Consider the following 19756-nt stretch of genomic DNA (forward strand, 5'->3'; position numbering starts at 1 on the left):
TATTCATATTTGACCTCAGTGCAATAGTTAATTTAAATATTTCTTTGAGTTACACAATGAATTTCATTTACCCAAGGCGACTTATCCTCGCTGATATAATAATACTAATTCATTGGTTAATTCACGGGCTAATAACGATGTCATTAAATGATCTTGAGCATGGACCATAATCAGTGTCATCGGTGTTTTGGCTTCCCCGGCATCTTGTTCGATAAGCTTGGTTTGCATCCGATGTGCGGCCTTGGTAAAGCCATCCGATTCCGATAACAGTGCATGCGCTTGAACAAAATCACCTTCACGGGCGGCTCGCAATGCCTCAAAACAAAGACTTCTGGCCTGACCGGCATTGACGATAATCTCCATTACGGCCTCTTCCAAATCAATCATTTCGCTCTACCTCATCAAAACCTTGATTATTTGCCGTTGCCGCAAACCATTCGCCACTTTTTTTCACGATACGTTGCTGCGTTTTCAAATCTAACTGAACAAAACCATAACGATTTTTATAGGCATTACACCATGACCAGTTATCAATAAACGTCCACATATGATAACCAAGGCAATGGCTCCCTTGCGCCAAAGCACGGTGAACCCATTTTAAATGCTCGGAAACAAACTCAATACGATAACTATCATCTATCTGACCGTTGTGGCTGAATCGCTGTTCATTTTCGACACCCATACCATTTTCTGAAATAAAACAGCGCGGGTTGCCGTAGTTTTTTCGCAAGTTGGTTAGGATATCGTAAATACCGGGTTCATAAATTTCCCAACCCCGGTGCGGGTTCATTTTGCAGCCTGGCATCTGATAATAATCGAACAACCATTCTGGCATAAAGGGGGCTTCTGGGTTAACCCGGCTATCGCGGCATTTAATTCTACGTGGCTGATAATAATTGATACCGAGTAAATCTACTTTACCCTCAACAATTAATTCACTGTCTCCAGGTTGGCAGGCAGGCAGTTGATCGTAATCTTTCAGTAATGCCGTTAGCTCAGCCGGATACTCGCCGCGTAATACTGGATCGAGGAAACTGCGATTAAAAAGCAAGTCGGCGATATTGGCCGCTTTTACATCCGCAGGATTTTCAGAACGCGGATACGACGGTGTGAGATTTAAAATAATGCCAATCTCACCACCTAACTCACGTTGGCGATATTTTTTCACCGCCAAAGCATGAGCCAGCACGGTGTGATAAGCCACTGTGGCCGCCCGTTTGAAATCCACTATATTCGGATAATGGAAATCGTAGAGATAGCCACCTTCGACTGGCACGATTGGTTCGTTGAAGGTAAACCAATGTTGTACCCGGTCACCAAATAAACGAAAACAGGTATCGGCATATTCAGCATAGGCGTCCACCACATAGCGGCTTTCCCACCCCCCCAGCTCTTGCATGACTGTTGGCATATCAAAATGAAACAGATTGATAAATGGGGTTATCCCCTGTGCCAGCAGTTCGTCAATGACACCATTGTAAAAATCCACTGCCTGCGGATTCACTTCACCTCGTCCGTTGGGGATCAGTCGCGCCCATGAGATGGAGGTACGGAAACTGTTGTGATTTAACTGTTTCAACAAAGCAATATCTTGCTGCCAATGTTGATAAAACGTTGATGTCTGTTGCGGCCCAATCTGCTGATGAAAACGCCCCGGTTGCTTGTCAAACCAAGTGTCCCAAACAGTGGCACTTTTACCACCACTCAAGCTTTCACCTTCGGTTTGCGGGGCTGAACTGGCACTGCCCCACCAAAAATCATGTGGAAATTGATACTTCATCATACTCTCCGTAAAGATTAATCTAATCACGACTTAGCGGGTTTCGGCTGACTCAGCAAAACTCAGTTGTTGCTCTTTTTCCTGGTCGGCTTTCAGCAAGCTGCGCTCATAAGCTTTGAGGAATGGGTAGTACATCACCGCCGAGAACACCATACATAACAGACACATAACTACCGGACTAAACGCCCAGTTGGCAGCCCAGGACGCACCAATTGGCGCAGGCGTCGTCCACGGGGTTAATGACACAACTTGCGCTATCCACCCTAATTTGGTCGCGATATAGGCCAATGTGGCGTTGATCATCGGAACGAATATAAAAGGCAGGAAGAAAACCGGGTTCATGATGATGGGGGCACCAAATAGAATCGGTTCATTAATATTAAAGAAGCTTGGAACTATCCCCATTTTGCCAATAGTGCGCAGATGAATGGCTTTACTGCGTAATAGCAGGAAGGCCAGCGGTAAAGTCGAACCCACACCACCGATCAATAGATAGTGATCCCAGAAACCTTGCAGATAGATATGAGGTAACGGCGCTCCGGCAGCTAAAGCCGCTTGATTCAGCGCTAAATTGGTCATCCAGAACGGGTTCATGATGCCGGTGACAATCAATGCGCCATGGATACCGGCGAACCACAAAATTTGGCATAACAGAACCGACAACAAAATGGCAGGCAGCGAATCTGAGGCAGAAACTAAAGGTGCCAACAGGTGCATAATCGCTTCTGGAATAATCATTCCTGTGGAGGATGCGATAAATAAATTCAGTGGATGCAATGTCGCAACCACTGCCACTACGGGGATCAGAATTTCAAAAGATCGTGCAACCCCGGTCGGCACTTCTTTCGGCAGGCGGATAGTAATATTGTGGCGTTTGAGGAATGCATACAACTCAGTGGAATACACCGCGGTAACGATGGCGGTGAAAATCCCTTGCCCTGAGAAATATTGGGTTGAAATGTGCCCATCAGCATAAGGTGCTGCTACCAGCAAAAAGGACATCAATGCCAGCAGACCGGTCATGATTGGGTCCAACTTATATTGCCGCCCAAGGCTGGCACCAATCCCCACCGAGATAAAGAAGGTCATCACCCCCATGCTGAGATTGAAAGGCAACATCAATTGCTCGCGATAGGTACTCGAGAAGTTTAACCAACCACGGGCAAAACCCCATGTGGTGTCCGCAGAAAACGGCGGGAAAATGAACACCAGCATAAATGAGCCAATAATCATAAACGGCAGTGCCGAAGTAAACCCGTCACGAATGGCGATTATGTATTTCTGTTGCCCCAGCCGCCCAGCCAGTGGCGTAATGGTTTGCTCTATCATTCCAACCATTGCTTGGTAAAGAGAACTCATTGCAGATACCTTTTATTTCACTGCATTAATAAGAGATAAGGCGAAGTCGAGCACCTTATCACCGCGTTGCATACCGTAATCCATCATGTCGATAGTCATCACCGGGATCCCTAACGGCTCAGCGATTGCCGCCAAATCACGTTGCATATATTTCACCTGTGGCCCCAATAGCACAACCTGATAGCGGCTGAACTGTTCATTGAATTCACTGGCACCGAAAGCATCAATCTGAACCTCAAGTCCGCGCGTTGCTGCCTCAGCCAACATTTTTTTCACTAACATGCTGGTAGACATCCCGGCGGAGCAGCACAACATTATCTTTTTCATTACGTATCGCCTCAGAGTGATTTGGTCATATTGAGCCTCATTGGAAACAAAATGGAAACCGGTTTCCATGCAAACGGAATAGATATGAGAGCGCGCTCAAACATTTAACCACTGAAAGATATGCAGTTGTGAAAGACGTCACAAAAAGCTAAGCACTGGGAGCTGTTTTATTGGATACTCCTTGGTAACAACGGTTTCCGTTATGATGATCGCGGTATAGAATAGATGCAGTAAGACTGGAACCAAGGAAATAGGGAACTGACCAGGCCCTCTGGCCATTGATCAGATAAAGTGGAGTGAAGTTATGTCGACTATTAATGATGTATCGCGGTTAGCCAACGTATCTAAAGCTACAGTGTCCCGGGTGTTAAGCGGTTCACGCGGCGTCAAGGAAGAGAGCCGTCTGGCGGTGATGAAGGCCGTTGAGACTCTGAATTATAAACCGAATGTCATCGCCCAGTTTCTGACTGCACAGTCAACCGGGTGTGTCGGTGTGATTTGCGCTACTGAACACATTCAACAAACAACCAGTTATCTGTTTGCCTTGGAAAAACAGTTCAGCCAGCATCAAAAGCATTTATTACTGCGTTTTGCCGACAATAGCATCGGGGTAGCAAATGCCGTCGCTGAGCTCGCCAATGGTTTGTGCGATGCCATTATCATCATCGGGGCGCGCTTTGCGCTGCCATCTCATGATGAAAATATCATCATGATTGATTGTCTTGAGTCCTCTACCCCTAACAGTATTTTATTCGATCACTCATTCGCAGCAGAAACTGCCTGTCACTATTTGGTCAGTCAGGGCCGCCGACATATTGCGCTGTTAAATCATGCCTCTGGCACGGTGGCGGAACAGACGCTACTGGGTTATCAACGGGCGTTGGAGAATTACCTGATTCCCTATAACCGCAGTTTAGTGATGGGTAACGTTCACTCCTCTTCAGAGGCGTTGCAGACACTATTGAATAACGGTGCACAATTTAATGCGCTGTTGGTAATGGATGAAATCGAAGCGCAAAAGGCCATCTCGCTATTGCATGTCTTCAAGCGTACCGTTCCTGATAAAGTGATGGTTTTCAGCCTGGATGGTTCAGTGCAATTACCCGGTATCCCGGCAGTGCCAGCAATCGAGTATTCATTAGAAACATTGGCGAGAAAAGTGGTCGACTTAATTGATGCCCGCGCGGGTAAACATGTAAATCCGCAGGTTTTCCGGGGTAATTTGGTTGTTCCACATGGATTAATTGAGTAACGCTAGCCCTTTAGGTGGTAGATAATGCATAGCATTCAGACCGAATATGAAACTATCCGCGCATCTCTCAGTAATAGCGCGCAGGTCATCACCCTGCTGCATATTGGTCGTGATGCAAGCACGGTAATTACTGACCCGACGGGTGCTCAATGGCCACTTACCGTGGGTGATACCCATACAGCTCAGCGCTATTTCCGCCACAATCCGCCAACGGCTGATGAGATGGAAACCGCCATTATGGTGGTTGAAGATGAAGTTATCCGTATTAGCCCCGCGCTGAATAAAACCTCCCAATTAGTTACTACCGATAGCGAGATAGCCGAGATAGCTCAGCTCGCGGGTTTGCCTTTACAGAGCGAAATGCACTTATCGCTTGAGGCGGTAGAGCGGGTGTTTGACAGGCTGGCGGCGGTAATGATGGGTAGACCCGCAGCCTCTGAAGGGATACCGGCAGATAATGTGTTTGCCGCACGCTTGCTTATCCTGCGTGAGTTTATGCATCACTTGCAGTTCCCGGCGATTACGATATTGAAGTTGTAAAACGAGCATCAGTCATCAGCGCCGCCACAAGGCGCACTGCCGATGATATTATAACTGATGGGGTTAAAGCGGGTTGAACACTGACAGTGGCTGTTTTCGCAGCACACTGCCAGGCTCGTTTTAGCGTTTTCTTCTATCAATACAGCATGTTATTTGCGGGCTTTAGGATCCAGATTATCCGCAGGCAATTCGCCCGGTAAGTAATCAGGCAAGCGGCCTGCTGGGAAGATAGCCAGCAGTGATAGCAACGCCATAATCAGTAAGCCAAATTTCAGCGCTCGTAAACGTGCCTCTTCATTGACTCGCACCGCTTCGGCAACCTGTTCAGGTGTCGCCGTCGTCTGAGCTAACACACCTTGCAGGCGGTCATTGCTGACGAAGTTGATGCTGTCCATATTGATCTGAGCCTGAATTTCTGGCGTCAGAATTGGCGTTTCAGCCACACCACGCAGCACGTTAGCACTGAGCAAACCGACCAACAAAGCACCGGCAACCGCAGTACCGATGGCATTTGCCAGGTTGTTAGTCGTACCACGCAACGAACCAACATCGCCTGCCAACTCTTTCGGTGATGCACTGACTAATACGTTAAACAGCAAGGTCACCAATGCGCCCTGTGCCAGACCGAATACCACCAGGCCGAACAGTACCGCGAACTCACTCCAGTTATTGCGCACCACGAATGCCAACCACAACAGGGCGATGGTACAGGTGATAAAACCATAACGGCCGATTTTGCGTGGTGTCAATTTCTTATAGAAACGGACTATCAGCATCGCGGAGAAGAACACTGACAAGTTAAATGGCATCATGGCAATCGCTGTTGCCATCGGGGTACTGCCCTGCACTATCTGGATATACAACGGAACTGAGAAGTTCAACATCGCTTCCAGTGCGACCACGGCAAACATAGCGAATACTGCCGCTTTTTCCGTAGATGAGGTAATCACTTCCAGTGCCAGTAACGGTGTTTTACCTTGTTCCTGACGGCGACGGGTCCAAACCACAAACGCCTGACCCAACACAATACCCAATACAATCATGAAGGGCGCGGGTGAGAAGCCTAACAAATCAAAGGGCGCACCATCACGCACCAGACCGAAGCCCCAGCGGTTCAGGTTATTAAAACCAAACGACAGCAGAATAATCGCCGATGCCGCCAGTACCACCCCAAACACATCGATGCCCACTTCAGGACGACCGTTATCAGATTTCAATCGGAAGCTCAGCACAAAGATCACGGCTGATAACACAATCAAAATACCGAACGCTGGACGCCAGCCGATATAGGTACCCAGGACACCACCGATCAGAAACGCCGCGACACCCGCACCGGCTCGAGCTGAGCCTAAAGCGCCGAGCGCCGTCGCCTGTTGTGTACCACGGTAGTTTTCAGCGATCAAAGCGACCAGTGCTGGCACCAAAGCCGCCCCCGCCAAGCCACTTAATGCTTGCGCACTGATCATTACAGTAACATTCGGGCTGAATGTCATCATGACCTGCGCGATACCAAACAGCAGTACTGTGCTGCGAAATACCACCAGCGGCCCAAAACGTTGGTTGAGTTTGGCACCCAACATCACGAAGCCCGCAACAGATAATGAGTACATAACAATCGCGGTGGCGATGGTGGTGGGTGGCACATTAAAACTTTTTACCATCCCACCCAACGCGACCGGTAGGGAGGCAACGTTGAATGACATCAGAATCTGGGCTAATGCGATGGTTATCATCGGCACCCAGGATTCTTTAACTTCCGCACCAGCGCGGTGAGTTGATTGATTCGCCATAAATTCTCTATCCTTTTGACATGTATTCTTGTTTTCGAGCCCTTTGGCTTGCGAGATAATTTCGTCTACCAAGTGCTCTCGTTCTTAAATCAACCTTGCACACGAAACAATATGACTGTCAGCGCAATGCTCAGATCGTGTAACTCAACTCTTTTCGGTGTAAGGCTCAGAAACAAACATGTCCATCCCAAGACTACGTGATAAGAACCGGGCAGCCAGTTGCCCTTTAACGCTGTTACCCGCACTGTCGAGTAGCGGTGCAAACGTCCCTAACCCCCCCTTTCCAGGTGACACCGTCACAATTCCACCACCAATACCGCTTTTGCCCGGCAGACCAATGTCATAAAGCCAGTCACCAGACGTTTCGTACAACCCTGCTGTTACCATTACCGCTAATGCGTAATGACATACATCGTTGTCCACCACCCGCTCGCGAGTCAGTGGGTTAACCCCACCATCAGCCAGTGTCGCGCCCATCACCGCAAGATCTTTGGCGCTGACATTCAGCGAACATTGGCGGGTATATAAGTCGGTAGCAATAAGAGGATCGCACCCCAAACGGCCATAACCATGCAGCACATTAGCGATACCACGGTTACGGAAGTTGGTTTCACAGGCAGATTGATACACTTCTTCGTTTAGTGTCAGCTTGCGTCCGGCAAAACGGCACAATCCGTCATAGATGAATTTCCACTGCTCATCACTGGTTGATCCAGGTACCAGACTGGTGGTGGCAATCGCACCGGAGTTCACCATCGGGTTAGTGCGGCCATCTGGCGTGCGTTCAATCGCAGTAACGGAGTTAAATGCCATACCGGTGCTGTTCACGCCCAGTTTTTCACGTGCGACTTTGGCTCCGATAGCCTGACAAACCAGTGCAAACACAAAGGGTTTGGAGACACTCATGATGGTAAACTCAACATCTACATCACCGGCAGAATGCACTTTACCGTTGGTGCCAACCATGCAGACGCCAAACAGATTCGGCGCAACGCGTTCCAATGCAGGATAAACGCTAGAAACTACACCTTCGGTATCGGCACCAAAACGTTTATGAGCTTCTTGCACCAATTTAACCACAGTGTCTGGGTCAGGTAGATGCCCGGTGGATACGTAGTCGATAATTCCATTCTTGCTATCATCTGTAGGCATATTCGCTATCTCCCGTTTACCTTTTGTTTATTTTTCTGTCTTTTTTTTTGCCTCTATCGCTTATTTTAGGCGACAGTAATACTTTCACATTTTAATTTATATAAAATGGTAATAATGAATCCTGACTTCTTTCACCTTTGGTTTTATCAATTAATCATGAAATTCTTAAGCTAAGATAGCTTAGGTTTAGAAAGCTGTATATCAGTTGTTTTCAATATATTGATTATTTTTGGTCAGACGAGAGAACAACGATACTATTGCAGTATCATGACATTAGCGATATGTGATAGGCGTAATGACGTAGGAATGATTTAATTAGCGGTAGTAGATTAGTAGGTAAGCTGACATTAAATTAGCATAATAGTGAGTGATTACTGGCAAAGTGTTGGGGAATAATCGCCACAGGGAAAGTGAATGTAATAAGAATCCGCCTGGCCTGCGGACTCTTATTATTAGTTTATTCCTATCGACTGCTGTTCTTTATACCAAGACCCATGCCAACCATACCAAAGCAAATCCGGTTAGCCCCATCAGCGTCGTCAATACTGTCCAGGTTTTTAATCCATCAGCGACGGAAAGCCCCAGATAACGTGTTACCACCCAAAATCCAGCATCATTAACATGGGATAACCCCAAGCCACCAAAACACGCCGAAAGGGTCACCAATACTAACTGCATGCTATCAAGCCCGGTAACCGCTTGAGTCAGCAAACCACTGGTAGTCAGGATTGCTACGGTAGCCGAGCCTTGAGAAGCACGTAACGCCAGCGAGAGCAGAAAAGCCGCGGGAATTAAAGGCAAGTGGATAGCTTCCAGTGAAACCGCCAATGCTTTGCCAACACCAGACTCAACCAGAACCTTACCAAAAGCGCCACCAGCGCCAGCTACCATAATGACCGCCGCCGACGTTGGAATAGCATCCCCCATAATCTGTTCTATTTTGTCCTTGCCCCAGCCACGGCGAATACCCAACAGATAGGTTGCTAACCCCAGAGCAATTAACAATGCAATGGCGGGCGTACCGATAAGCACGATAACTTCTCGCAGCAAGCTCTCTTCAGGCAACTCGGTGGCAGCCAACGAACCTAGCATGATCAAGGCGATGGGAATAATGATAAGTGAAGCAATTAACCCCGCCCCCGGGATTCGGTCGCGAATATCTTTCGCCGGTTCAGCAGCAATCCCGGTTTCAGGTTTTGCCAACTGCAACTGCTCCAATACGTCAATTGAAAGCGCATAGTTACGGCGATTCATACTCTTCGCGACCCAATACCCTATCAGCCCGACCGGAATAGAGATAAGGATGCCAATCATCATTAGCCGCCCCATATCCGCACCCAATAGCCCAGCCGCCGCCGCTGCTCCCGGATGAGTTGGCAAGGCCACATGTACTGTTAGCATGACCCCGGCCATAGGCAGGCCAAATTTAATGGGTGATACTTTAGCAACTTTAGCGAAACCATAAATAAGCGGGATAACAATGATAAAGCCAACTTCAAAAAATACGGGGATCCCCAAAATAAAGGCAGTCAGGGTTAATGCCATGACCGTGCGCTTGATCCCCAATGAGCCAGTAAATCGTTGAGCCAGAGATTCCGCACCACCGGAGGCTTCAATCAGCCCTCCCAGCATTGACCCAAGCACAATAATTATGGTTATCGAACCAAGCAATCCGCCCATACCGGACATAATCACTTTCATGATATTACTGACCGGAATACCTGTTGCTATTGCAACCAACAAACTGACAACCAATAGCGCAACAAAGGGATGGACCTTGCCTTTAATGACCAATATTAATAAAAGTAAAACGCTGGCAACAGCAATAGTCAGCAGTAGGGAGGTAGACATTATTTAAACCTCGATAACAAAAAATATTACATGGGTTGTTTGTTATGTGCTTATTGGCACTTTTCTATTAATTTTATTCTGAGCCACACCCGCCTAATGCGAGTAGCGAAGAAATAGCGCGCGGCCGCCAAACGACGTCACGATGTTTTCTCGACTCTGTAATTATTATTTCTGTGATTCAAACAACCCGGTGAAGTGTTCGATACCAGCAGCTATGATTGGTAAGGTTTTATCCAGCCTAAGCCTGCCATCGTATTAGCCCGTGGTTGATACTCGCAACCAACCCAGCCGCTATAGTTAATACTATCGAGTAGATCGAATAAGTACGGGTAGTTAATCTCCCCTTCATCTGGTTCATGACGATTCGGCACCGAGGCAATTTGAATATGGCCATAGCGCCCAGCTAAAGAGGTAATTAACTGACTGAGGTTGCCATCCACTATTTGCGCATGGAAGAGATCCAATTGGGTAAATACATTAGGGCGGTCGATAACATTAGCCAGTTCCAAGGTCTGATACTGACTGGAAAAAAGATAATTAGGTTTTATTTTCGGGTTTAACGCCTCAATCATTACCTTAATATTATGTTCGGCAAAGCGGTCAGCCGCATAGCGAATATTTTCAACAAATGTCTGCTGATAAGCTGCACGATCAGCCCCCACCGGCACCACACCGGCCATCACATGGACTGACGGGCACCCCAGCACTAATGCATACTCCAACGCCAAATCAATATCACGGCGCGCCTCTTGCTCCCGGCCGGGTAGTGCCGTCAGCCCCCATTCACCGCTACTGGTATTTCCAGGTGCGGTATTAAACAGCACTTGCTGCAAGCTGTTTTCTGCCAGTATCTGTGCAAGGAGTGCCGCCGGATAGTCGTAAGGGAATAGAAACTCCACCGCACTGAAACCGGCATCTTTGGCCGCCTTAAAGCGATCCAGGAAAGGAACCTCGGTAAACATCATTGATAAATTAGCCGCAAACTTAGGCATCTTTAACTCCTTAACTCTGCAATTTCGTCATCAGTCAAATAGCGAATAGGTCGGTCACCCAGCGTAAATATCAGACGAGCGGTTTCCTCTAGCTCCTCCATATTATCAGCGGCTTCCCGTAGGCTTTTACCCACCACAACCGGGCCATGATTTGCCAGCAGGAAAGCACGATAATGGGGTGCCAGCTTTGCCAACGCCTCACCCAACCGCGCGTCACCTGGACGATAATATGGCACCACCGGGACATCGCCGACCCGCATCACCACATAAGGTGTAAAGGGCTTGATGGCATTACGGCTATCCAGCCCTTGTAAGCAGGAAAGCGCTGTCAGATAGAGGCAATGGAGGTGAACAACCGCTTCACACGCAGGGTTATTAAGATAGATTGCGCGATGAAAACTGACCTCTTTTGACGGTTTATCACCTGAGATCCATTCACCTTCCAAACTGACTTTTGATAACCGTTCCGCATGCAGTTCACCCAGACAGGAACCTGTTGGTGTGGCCAATAATGTGCCATCAGCCAGTTTCATTGACAGATTTCCCGCTGAGCCGGTGGCGTAGCCCCGTTGGAAAAAGGACGCGCCTAACTTAACCATCTCTTCCCGCGCTTGCTGCTCATTCATACTGCGAACTCCGTTTGTGCTCTGGCAAAAAAGTTTTCGTCACCAAAATTACCTGACTTCAACGCCAGTGAAACCGGATGATCTGTGGATTTTACCCAAGGTACTCCCGGTGAGATTGCCGGGCCGATATGGAAAGCTTGAATACCCAGTGACTGCGCAACAATCCCTGAGGTTTCGCCACCCGCCACGATAAAACGCTGGAAGCCAAGTTGTTGTAAACGGTGTGCAATGGTACCGAACAGCCGCTCTACCGCCTCACTACTGGCAGCCGCCCCCCACTGCTGCTGAATTTTTTGTAACACCTCGGGTTCAGCGGTGGCATACAGTAACGGTGCCAACGGACCGCCCGCATTTTCCATTACCCATGCGCATAACTCTTCAGCATAAGATTCAGGTTCATTTAGGCAACGGGCGATATCTATCGATTGGCTAGGCGCTTGTGGTGCATAACGAGCCACTTGACGGTTGGTCATCGCCGAGCATGACCCCGACAGCACTACACACAGTTTGCCTTGTGGTGCACCAGCAGATGTGGCTTGCGGCTGATCGGACTCATCACAAGCCCATTGCCGTGCCAGACCGATGGCCAAGCCGGATCCCCCGGTCACCAGTACCATGTCGCGTACTGCTTCACCCTGCGTGAGCAAGTGACTCTCGTTTAAGCTATCCAGCACCACATAACGTATGCCCTCTTCCTTCAGGCGAGTGAGCTGTGATCTCACGGCCTGAACCCCTTGGTCCATCACTGTACTGTTGATTAATCCACTGCGACCGCGCGCTTGTGCGTCCATCAGCCGCAAGAGATTGCTGTCTGTCATCGGCGTCACTGGGTGATTGCGCATCCCCGACTCCGCCAGCAGTTGCCCCATCACAAACAGGTAGCCCTGATATACCGTCCTTCCATTCACTGGTAGCGCCGGAGAGATGATGGTTTGTTGTTGACCCAGTGCATCCAGTAATGCATCAGTGACCGGGCCAATATTGCCTTGCGCGGTGCTGTCGAAGGTTGAGCAGTATTTGAAGTAGAATTGTTGGCAGCCCTGCGCTTGTAACCATGCCAGGGCCGCCAGTGAGTCCGCCACCGCAGTTGCCGTTGGGCAAGATCGTGATTTCAGGCTGACCACTGCCGCATCGGCATTCACATGATAATCGGCATCAGGCACACCATTGATTTGCACCGTCGACATGCCATTTTCCACCAGAAAACTGGCAATATCGGTCGCACCGGTAAAATCATCCGCAATTACACCGAGTCGCATTAGATATTCTCCTGTTTTTCCGGCAAGGTAATACCACTGAAAATCTTGATTACCGCGCTGTCATCCTGCTGACCAAAACCGGCATTACTGGCTGAAGTAAACATGTTGAAGGCGGTTGATGCCAATGGCAGAGGAAAGTGCAGCGCTTTGGCGGTATCGGTCACCAGCCCTAAATCTTTTACAAAAATATCTACCGCCGATTTGGGCGAATAATCACCATCCACGACATGGCGCATACGGTTTTCAAACATCCACGAGTTACCCGCGGCATGGGTGACAACTTCATACATCGTATCCAACGGGATCCCCGCGCGCGCGGCCAGTGCCATCGCTTCGGCACCGGCAGCAATATGGACCCCGGCTAACAACTGGTGGATAATTTTCACGGTTGCGCCCAGGCCAATTTCATCGCCGATGCGATAAACCTGCCCGGCTACCGCGTCTAATACTGGCTGTAACTTTTCGAAGGCAGCACTGCTACCGGAGGCCATTACCGTCATTTCACCCGCAGCAGCTTTCACTGCGCCGCCCGATACTGGCGCATCCAACATAATGAGGTTATGTGCCAACAGCCCTTGCTCGATCAATTTGGCATCCTGGGCTGAGATAGTTGACGACACCATAACGGCAGTGCCGGGCCTTAATTTGGCCGCCAACCCCTGCTCGCCCAATAGAATCTGTTTTACTTGAGCAGCATTCACCACCAGCACCACAACGGCATCCAATTTATTGGCAAAATCATCCGCGCTGACTTGGGCGCTTATCGCGCCATTTTTTCGTAAGGTTTCCAGTGCCAGCGGATTAAGATCAACGCCGTAGGTCTGTAGCCCGGCTTTAATACAAGACTGTGCGGACCCCATTCCCATAGAGCCTAGCCCGATAACGCATACTGATAGTGTTTCTGCGTGAGTCATATTCTCTCCGTGTTAATTTTGGTGATAATTTGATTTCTTATGTTAAGCATAGCCGGAGGTAAAGGCTGTTATCGTGAGTTAAATCACAATAATTAACACAAAAAATCATTAAATCACATCATTTCACATTTGCCCATTCAGTAGCTCAACCCTGCATTCAGCAGCAAAATTAATCAATTAGCTATTTTTACCGCCTTTTTTTACCCGCAACATCACCCATCTCACCGCGGTGCGTAACATTTACGTTAAAAAATGAGAAAGAAATTTTCACTCTTGACGTATAATCACATTAATTACCATCCTATAGCCCGCAAGTGGGTGAATTTGGCGAGGAGTTAACGTGATACCGGTTGAACGTCACCAACAGATTCTGGCACTGGTTGCCGAACGTGGAGTGGTTAGCATTGCTGAACTGACTGATCGTTTAGGCGTATCACACATGACTATTCGCCGTGACGTGCAGAAGCTGGAAGAGCAAGGCGCGGTGTTATCAGTGTCAGGTGGGGTGCGTTCCACTGAGCGGCTGGCCGCAGAACCCTCGCATCTGGATAAGACACTGATGTATAGCAGCCAGAAAAATGCCATTGGCATGTCAGCCGCACTGCATATCCCACGTAATAGCTGTATTTATCTTGATGCGGGAACAACGACACTGGCACTGGCGCGCCAATTGGAAGCCAGGGATGATTTATTGGTGGTAACTAATGACTTCGTCATCGCCAACTTTCTGATTGAATCCTGCCAATGCAGAATGATTCACTCCGGCGGCACACTGTGTCGTGAAAACCGCTCATGTGTCGGTGAGGCAGCAGCCCGCGCCCTACGAAACTTGTCCATCGATATCGCTTTTATTTCCGCATCCTGCTGGGGATTGCGGGGTATCTCTACGCCAGACGAAGATAAGGTGGTGGTCAAACGAGCAGTCTGTGAAGTCAGCAGTAAGCGCGTGCTACTGGCTGATGCGTCAAAATACGGCAAAATAGCCACCTATCTGGCATTACCGTTAGCTGATTTTGATGTGGTTATCACTGATAGCAGTTTATCGGCAGCGGCCCATGACGAGTTGGCCGATAAAGAGATTGAATTGATCATCGCCTCCGCCCCCCGCCTGGCAAATTGATGATAAAACCGCTTGTAGCGGTTCCTTGCGCGGCAAATGGGACAACCGCCTGACAGCATTCAGTTTGAATAATTATATAAATCGTTATGTAGTTAAAGTAATTCTAAGTCTTAGCATCCTAATAAATAAACGGCGTAAACTATAGGGTAATTGAGTTTACCCGTTTATTTAGCTTACCGCTGATTCACCCACCCCCATTACCTCAATCTAGCGGTCGATGCATCACACTGGTCAGTGTCTCTGGAGCATGACATGAACAACGCAACAACGGCAGCAAAGCAAAAAGTGCCGTTACGGCTCAGCACCACGATTACCTTGATGGTTTCTGGGGTCATTGTCTCGGTGCTGTTGGTGGTTCACACCCTGTTCTTTATTCAGCTCAGTCAAATGGCACAGGATAGTTTGCAAGACAAGGCCGTTGCCGTAGCACGCACATTATCGTTCTCGCCCACGATTATTAACGGATTGAGTGACCCGGCTGCCGGACGGCAGATTCAGGCTTATGCCAGTGAAGTTCAGAAAGCCAATGGTCTGTTGTTCATCGTGGTTACCGATATGAAAGGCATCCGTTATTCACACCCTAATCCTGAAATGATCGGGCAACACTTTATCGGTAATGATCTGCAACCCGCGCTTGAGGGGAAAGAGAACAGTGCGATAAACCGTGGCGTCCTTGAGCGAGCATTACGTATTTTTATTCCGGTCTATGAGCCGCACGGCAAACAGCTAGGGGTGGTCGCTATTGGTATCTCACTGACCAGTATCGATTCGGTAGTGAGCGAAACTCGCTGGACCATTCCCTGGACCATATTATTCGGAGCTCTGATTGGCTCCTTGGGCACCTGGTTTTTAGTCAAAGCGCTTAAACGAATTATGCTAGGTTTCGAGCCGTATGAAATATCTAATTTATTCGAACAGCGTAACGCCATGTTGCAATCCATTAAGGAAGGCGTCATTGCGGTTGATGCCAACTCACGCATTACCGTCGTTAACCATGAAGCAAAGCGCTTATTTAAACAAAGTGGGCCGATGGAGAACTTATTATTAAGTAATGCCAGCAAATATTGGCCGGTGCGCTTGTACTTACAGCAAGTATTGGAAACGGGCATCGCTCGCCGTGATGAAGAGATAAACTTTAATGGCAGCATATTACTGACCAACACCGTTCCGGTAATAGTAAAAGGCGATATTATCGGTGCCATCGCCACCTTCCGAGATAAAACTGAAGTGAGCCAACTGATGCAACGCTTGACCGGTATGGTGCACTATGCCGACGCGTTGCGGGCGCAGTCACATGAATTTATGAATAAACTTCATGTCATTTTGGGTCTGTTGCATATGAAGTATTATCAGCAACTTGAAGATTACATCGTTAAAACCTCCAATAATTATCAGGCAGAAATTGGATCGCTGCTGCGTAAAGTAAAATCGCCGGTGATAGCCGGTTTCCTGTTGGGGAAAATTAACCGTGCGCGCGATTTGGGGATAACCTTATCCATCAGTGACGAGAGCCTGCTCCCCGATACCGATAATGAGCAAGTGACCACCACTTTGATTACGGTGTTGGGTAATCTAATCGAGAATGCCATGGACGCCATTGGTAGCCTGAGTCAACGGGAGATCAATGTCAGCTTCCACTATCAAAATGGCCGGATACATTGTGTTGTCAGCGATGATGGGCCGGGTATCGCATCAGAATTGCAAAGCCGTATTTTTGATAATGGATTTTCCACTAAAGGAAATGAGCACGGTATCGGTTTGAGCCTGGTGCGTCAGAGTTTAGAGAGTATTGGTGGCAATATAGAATTTGATTCTGAAGCGGGCGTTTTTACCCAGTTCTTTATCAGCCTTCCTTACGACATCACACCGAATGACATTCCTTCAAACAACATCAGCGCGGTAAATCATGATTAATGTATTGATAGTAGATGATGATGCAATGGTAGCTGAGCTGAACAAGTGCTATCTGAGCCAAGTGGCGGGCTTTAACTGCTGCGGTACGGTGTCCAGTTTACAGCAAGCCAGAGAGCATTTGATGACAACAGAACACCCCATTGACCTGGTGTTATTGGATGTTTTTATGCGCCAAGACAATGGCTTGGATTTGCTGCCAGTGTTGCGTGAATTCAGCGAACATACTGACGTGATTGTTATTTCATCTGCTACCGATGTGAATACCATCAAGAAAGCGCTGCAATACGGCGTAGTGGACTATTTAATTAAACCCTTCCAGTTTTCGCGTTTCGAAGAGGCACTCTCCACTTACCGGGAAAAACAGAGTTTGCTGGGACAACGTGAATATTGTGCTCAGGAAGATGTCGACTCATTACTGCGGCGTAGCAATGCGACGCCAGCTGAGCGCAAGAAACTACCCAAGGGGCTGACAGCACAAACACTGCGCACGGTGTGTGAATGGATTCAGGAAATGCAGGATGGGGAATTTTCAACCGAACAGATGGCCAACGCCATTGGTATTTCACGGGTTTCTTGTCGCAAATATTTGATTTACCTTTCTGATACCGAAGTTTTAAGCACTAAGGTACTTTACGGTGCGACCGGTCGGCCAGTTTATCTCTACAAGTTGCTACCCAGTCAGCAAGAAGTATTAAAGCAGTATTGCCAGTAATGAGCCGCACTGCCTCGAAGCTGTTTTTATCAATCAGCACGCACCAAAACTGTCCTGATAAAAAACCAGCGGCATCCGCTCAGGGATGCCGCTGATGACCTCAGTCTTATCGGGCTGTTATTTACATAATCCAACCCAACAGTAACGTAGCCCCAATGACGGTGGACGCACCGCCGATACGGGTTGCTATCTGGGCAAATGGCATCAGTGACATCCGGTTCGAGGCAGAGAGAATAGCAACATCACCGGTGCCACCTAGCCCGCTGTGGCAACTGGTGACGATCGACGCTTCAACCGGATACATATTCAGATAGGGCGCGATAATAAAACTGACCGCGGCCATCGACAACACCACCGCACCACACACCACCACATAACCGACAGAGAATACGGCGACGACACTTTCCAGTGGAACATACAGCATCCCCAATCCTATCATCAGCGGCCATACCAGTGTGGTGGAGACGAATTTATACCAACTGTGCGCACCTTGTTCCATTTTCGACGGAATAACCTGCGCATATTTACACATCACCGCAATCAAAATCATCAGCACCGGGCCGGGAATGTGGACAATCTTTTCAAATAAGCCCCCGACAATAAAGAAAGCACAGGTCATTAATAACCCACCGCCCATCAGTTGGAAATCGGCTTGCTTTGGCCCTTCCTGGGCGGTGAATACCGCATTATCTTGTGCCGAGCGAATTAACATCCCCTCGCCATTGAGATCCTTGCGACGTAGACCAATACGCGCCAGCACCCCGGCACAAATAATAGCGAAAATATTCCCCATCACCGCAGCCGGTGCCAGTTGAGCCACATACACATCAGGAGCCTGACCAAGGATAGCCGAGTAAGCCAACGATAATGGCAAGATGCCCTCGCCAATACCGCCACCGATGATAGGTACAATAATAAAGAAGAAGGTGTGATAGAGAGTAAAACCAAATAATTTACCCACCAGCAAACCCGTAACCACCGCCGTAATGGTTCCCACCACTAGCGGGACAAACATCCGGGTCATTCCCTGAATAAGCACCACGCGGTTCATCCCAAGAATACTGCCGACCACCAGACTGGCGATAACAAAATAGAGTAAGTTCGCCTCTTTCATCAGCAAATGGACAGTATCCAAGGTGTTGGTTTGGAAAATACCAAAATAAACCAAAACCGAGGGCACCATTAAACACAAAATTGCTGGCCCACCGATATCTTTCAACAGCGGTATGTGGCGGCCGATATGTGATAAAACAAAACCCATCGTCATGATTACAGCCAGCCCGCCAATCATATTTTTGGGTAAGTAACTGGCATAAGCCGAAATGAATACAATGGCTGAAATAGTCATAAATAATGCCATGGGCATAGTATTTATGTTCATCTGATTTATGTGTGCAATAACTCTCTTGATTGCAGATTTCCCCGACATGTCAATCTGTTCGACGGGGGTAAGCACGACATCCTGATTTATTTTTTTCATTTTAGACCTACTATTGGGTAGCACCTAAGGAACGGGAGGTAACGGATCTAATGCTTTAGCCGGTTATAGTGATTTGATATTTGTTTTGACAGATGTTTCTCAATGAGGCATCGACCAACCTGGCACTTAAAAATCATTATTGATGTTAAAAACAACACAAAAAAAATTCAAATGTGAATATAGAATGGCAAACTACCACTCTATTTAAAATAAAAAAACAGTTAAGGTGAGACGATGTATTGTATTTGCGAGGATATCGTCAAGTTTATTTTAATTAACTTAACTTGGTGTTTTGTAATTAAATAATCTGAAGGATGTGAGATTTGTCTGTTATACTTTTTTGTCGCTGACAGACAAACCCATACTGAAATACCACCGGTTGTTATTTGGTGCTACTCTTCATCTATTGACGAGCCTGCAATACGAACTAAATGAATGATTAAATACAACATTTCATCATTTGAGAGAGTAATACTGAGCAGATTTTTGATGTATTCACCGATTAACATACTGCAACGGTACTCACCAGGGTACTCGCGGATCATTTGTTCAAAAATAAAGTCATCTTTGGTTTCTATCTGGTTACTTTCAATCATACGCTGGATAAAAAATTGCATATGTGTCAAAAAGCGTTGGTAATTTAGCGAATCTTGATCAATTACAACATTAAAATGGTATTTAATAATAT

The 19756-nt window shown here is 47.7% G+C and carries 18 protein-coding genes; 5 read left to right on the forward strand and 13 right to left on the reverse strand.

Going from position 1 to position 19756, the window contains the following annotated elements; translation table 11 throughout:
- Positions 1–81: 81 nt before the first annotated feature.
- Genes V1952_RS11445 through V1952_RS11460 form a run of 4 tightly spaced genes read right to left on the reverse strand, consistent with a single transcriptional unit; the run spans position 82 to position 3466 of the window.
- Positions 82–387 (reverse strand): PTS lactose/cellobiose transporter subunit IIA, encoded by a 306-nt coding sequence (locus V1952_RS11445; RefSeq protein WP_083159078.1) that lies wholly within the window; start codon positions 385–387, stop codon positions 82–84.
- The gene (locus tag V1952_RS11450) at positions 380–1780 is read right to left on the reverse strand and encodes a glycoside hydrolase family 1 protein (RefSeq protein WP_420072165.1); all 1401 of its coding nucleotides are present in this window, start codon (positions 1778–1780) and stop codon (positions 380–382) included. The genes V1952_RS11445 and V1952_RS11450 overlap by 8 nt, the downstream gene beginning before the upstream one ends.
- A 33-nt stretch (positions 1781–1813) precedes the next feature.
- A complete protein-coding gene (locus V1952_RS11455; RefSeq protein ID WP_372558839.1) occupies positions 1814–3139 on the reverse strand; it encodes a PTS sugar transporter subunit IIC in 1326 nt (441 codons plus the stop codon).
- Positions 3140–3151: 12 nt separating this feature from the next.
- A complete protein-coding gene (locus tag V1952_RS11460; RefSeq protein ID WP_042569652.1) occupies positions 3152–3466 on the reverse strand; it encodes a PTS sugar transporter subunit IIB in 315 nt (104 codons plus the stop codon).
- Between the two features lie 304 nt (positions 3467–3770).
- Here V1952_RS11460 and V1952_RS11465 point away from each other — a divergent pair, with 304 nt between their 5' ends.
- Positions 3771–4718, forward strand: coding sequence for a LacI family DNA-binding transcriptional regulator (locus tag V1952_RS11465; RefSeq protein ID WP_420074759.1), 948 nt, complete (start codon positions 3771–3773; stop codon positions 4716–4718).
- Positions 4719–4742: 24 nt separating this feature from the next.
- Entirely contained in the window at positions 4743–5258 is a 516-nt protein-coding gene (locus V1952_RS11470; RefSeq protein ID WP_372558837.1) for a hypothetical protein, read from the forward strand.
- Positions 5259–5407: 149 nt separating this feature from the next.
- Here the strand turns inward: V1952_RS11470 and V1952_RS11475 are convergent, their stop codons facing one another.
- From V1952_RS11475 to ltnD, 7 genes are all read right to left on the reverse strand, one after another.
- Complete coding sequence (locus V1952_RS11475) at positions 5408–7048, reverse strand: MFS transporter (RefSeq protein WP_083159083.1); 1641 nt, start codon at positions 7046–7048, stop codon at positions 5408–5410.
- A gap of 144 nt (positions 7049–7192) precedes the next feature.
- On the reverse strand, positions 7193–8200 hold the full coding sequence (gene glsA / locus V1952_RS11480) for a glutaminase A (protein ID WP_372558836.1): 1008 nt from the start codon (positions 8198–8200) through the stop codon (positions 7193–7195).
- A 480-nt stretch (positions 8201–8680) separates the two neighbouring features.
- Positions 8681–10051 (reverse strand): GntP family transporter, encoded by a 1371-nt coding sequence (locus V1952_RS11485; RefSeq protein WP_420074760.1) that lies wholly within the window; start codon positions 10049–10051, stop codon positions 8681–8683.
- Positions 10052–10263: 212 nt separating this feature from the next.
- Positions 10264–11043, reverse strand: a complete 780-nt coding sequence (gene otnI / locus V1952_RS11490; RefSeq protein ID WP_372558834.1) for a 2-oxo-tetronate isomerase — start codon at positions 11041–11043, stop codon at positions 10264–10266.
- 2 nt (positions 11044–11045) lie between these two features.
- Positions 11046–11669 (reverse strand): aldolase, encoded by a 624-nt coding sequence (locus tag V1952_RS11495; protein WP_372558833.1) that lies wholly within the window; start codon positions 11667–11669, stop codon positions 11046–11048.
- Positions 11666–12928 carry a 3-oxo-tetronate kinase gene (otnK, locus tag V1952_RS11500; protein ID WP_420074761.1) on the reverse strand — a complete coding sequence of 421 codons (1263 nt, stop codon included), beginning with the start codon at positions 12926–12928 and terminating at the stop codon, positions 11666–11668. Before otnK ends, V1952_RS11495 begins: the two co-directional genes overlap by 4 nt.
- Positions 12928–13842 (reverse strand): L-threonate dehydrogenase, encoded by a 915-nt coding sequence (gene ltnD, locus V1952_RS11505; RefSeq protein WP_420074762.1) that lies wholly within the window; start codon positions 13840–13842, stop codon positions 12928–12930. Before ltnD ends, otnK begins: the two co-directional genes overlap by 1 nt.
- Positions 13843–14182: 340 nt before the next feature.
- Between ltnD and ygbI the strand changes: the two genes are divergently transcribed.
- From ygbI to dcuR, 3 genes are all read left to right on the forward strand, one after another.
- Positions 14183–14962 (forward strand): DNA-binding transcriptional repressor YgbI, encoded by a 780-nt coding sequence (gene ygbI, locus V1952_RS11510; RefSeq protein ID WP_372558830.1) that lies wholly within the window; start codon positions 14183–14185, stop codon positions 14960–14962.
- 252 nt (positions 14963–15214) lie between these two features.
- The gene (locus V1952_RS11515; protein ID WP_372558829.1) at positions 15215–16876 is read left to right on the forward strand and encodes a sensor histidine kinase; all 1662 of its coding nucleotides are present in this window, start codon (positions 15215–15217) and stop codon (positions 16874–16876) included.
- The gene (gene dcuR / locus V1952_RS11520; RefSeq protein ID WP_372558828.1) at positions 16869–17588 is read left to right on the forward strand and encodes a two-component system response regulator DcuR; all 720 of its coding nucleotides are present in this window, start codon (positions 16869–16871) and stop codon (positions 17586–17588) included. The genes V1952_RS11515 and dcuR overlap by 8 nt, the downstream gene beginning before the upstream one ends.
- 121 nt (positions 17589–17709) lie before the next feature.
- Here dcuR and V1952_RS11525 read toward each other — a convergent pair whose 3' ends face one another.
- Positions 17710–19068 carry a 2-hydroxycarboxylate transporter family protein gene (locus V1952_RS11525; RefSeq protein WP_420074763.1) on the reverse strand — a complete coding sequence of 453 codons (1359 nt, stop codon included), beginning with the start codon at positions 19066–19068 and terminating at the stop codon, positions 17710–17712.
- A 392-nt stretch (positions 19069–19460) separates the two neighbouring features.
- Positions 19461–19756 (reverse strand): PRD domain-containing protein (locus V1952_RS11530; RefSeq protein WP_420074764.1); only part of this gene is annotated, 296 nt, incomplete at its 5' end.

Origin of the sequence: Yersinia sp. 2542 StPb PI, from assembly GCF_048593855.1 — a bacterium.
Taxonomy (GTDB): domain Bacteria; phylum Pseudomonadota; class Gammaproteobacteria; order Enterobacterales; family Enterobacteriaceae; genus Yersinia; species Yersinia enterocolitica_E.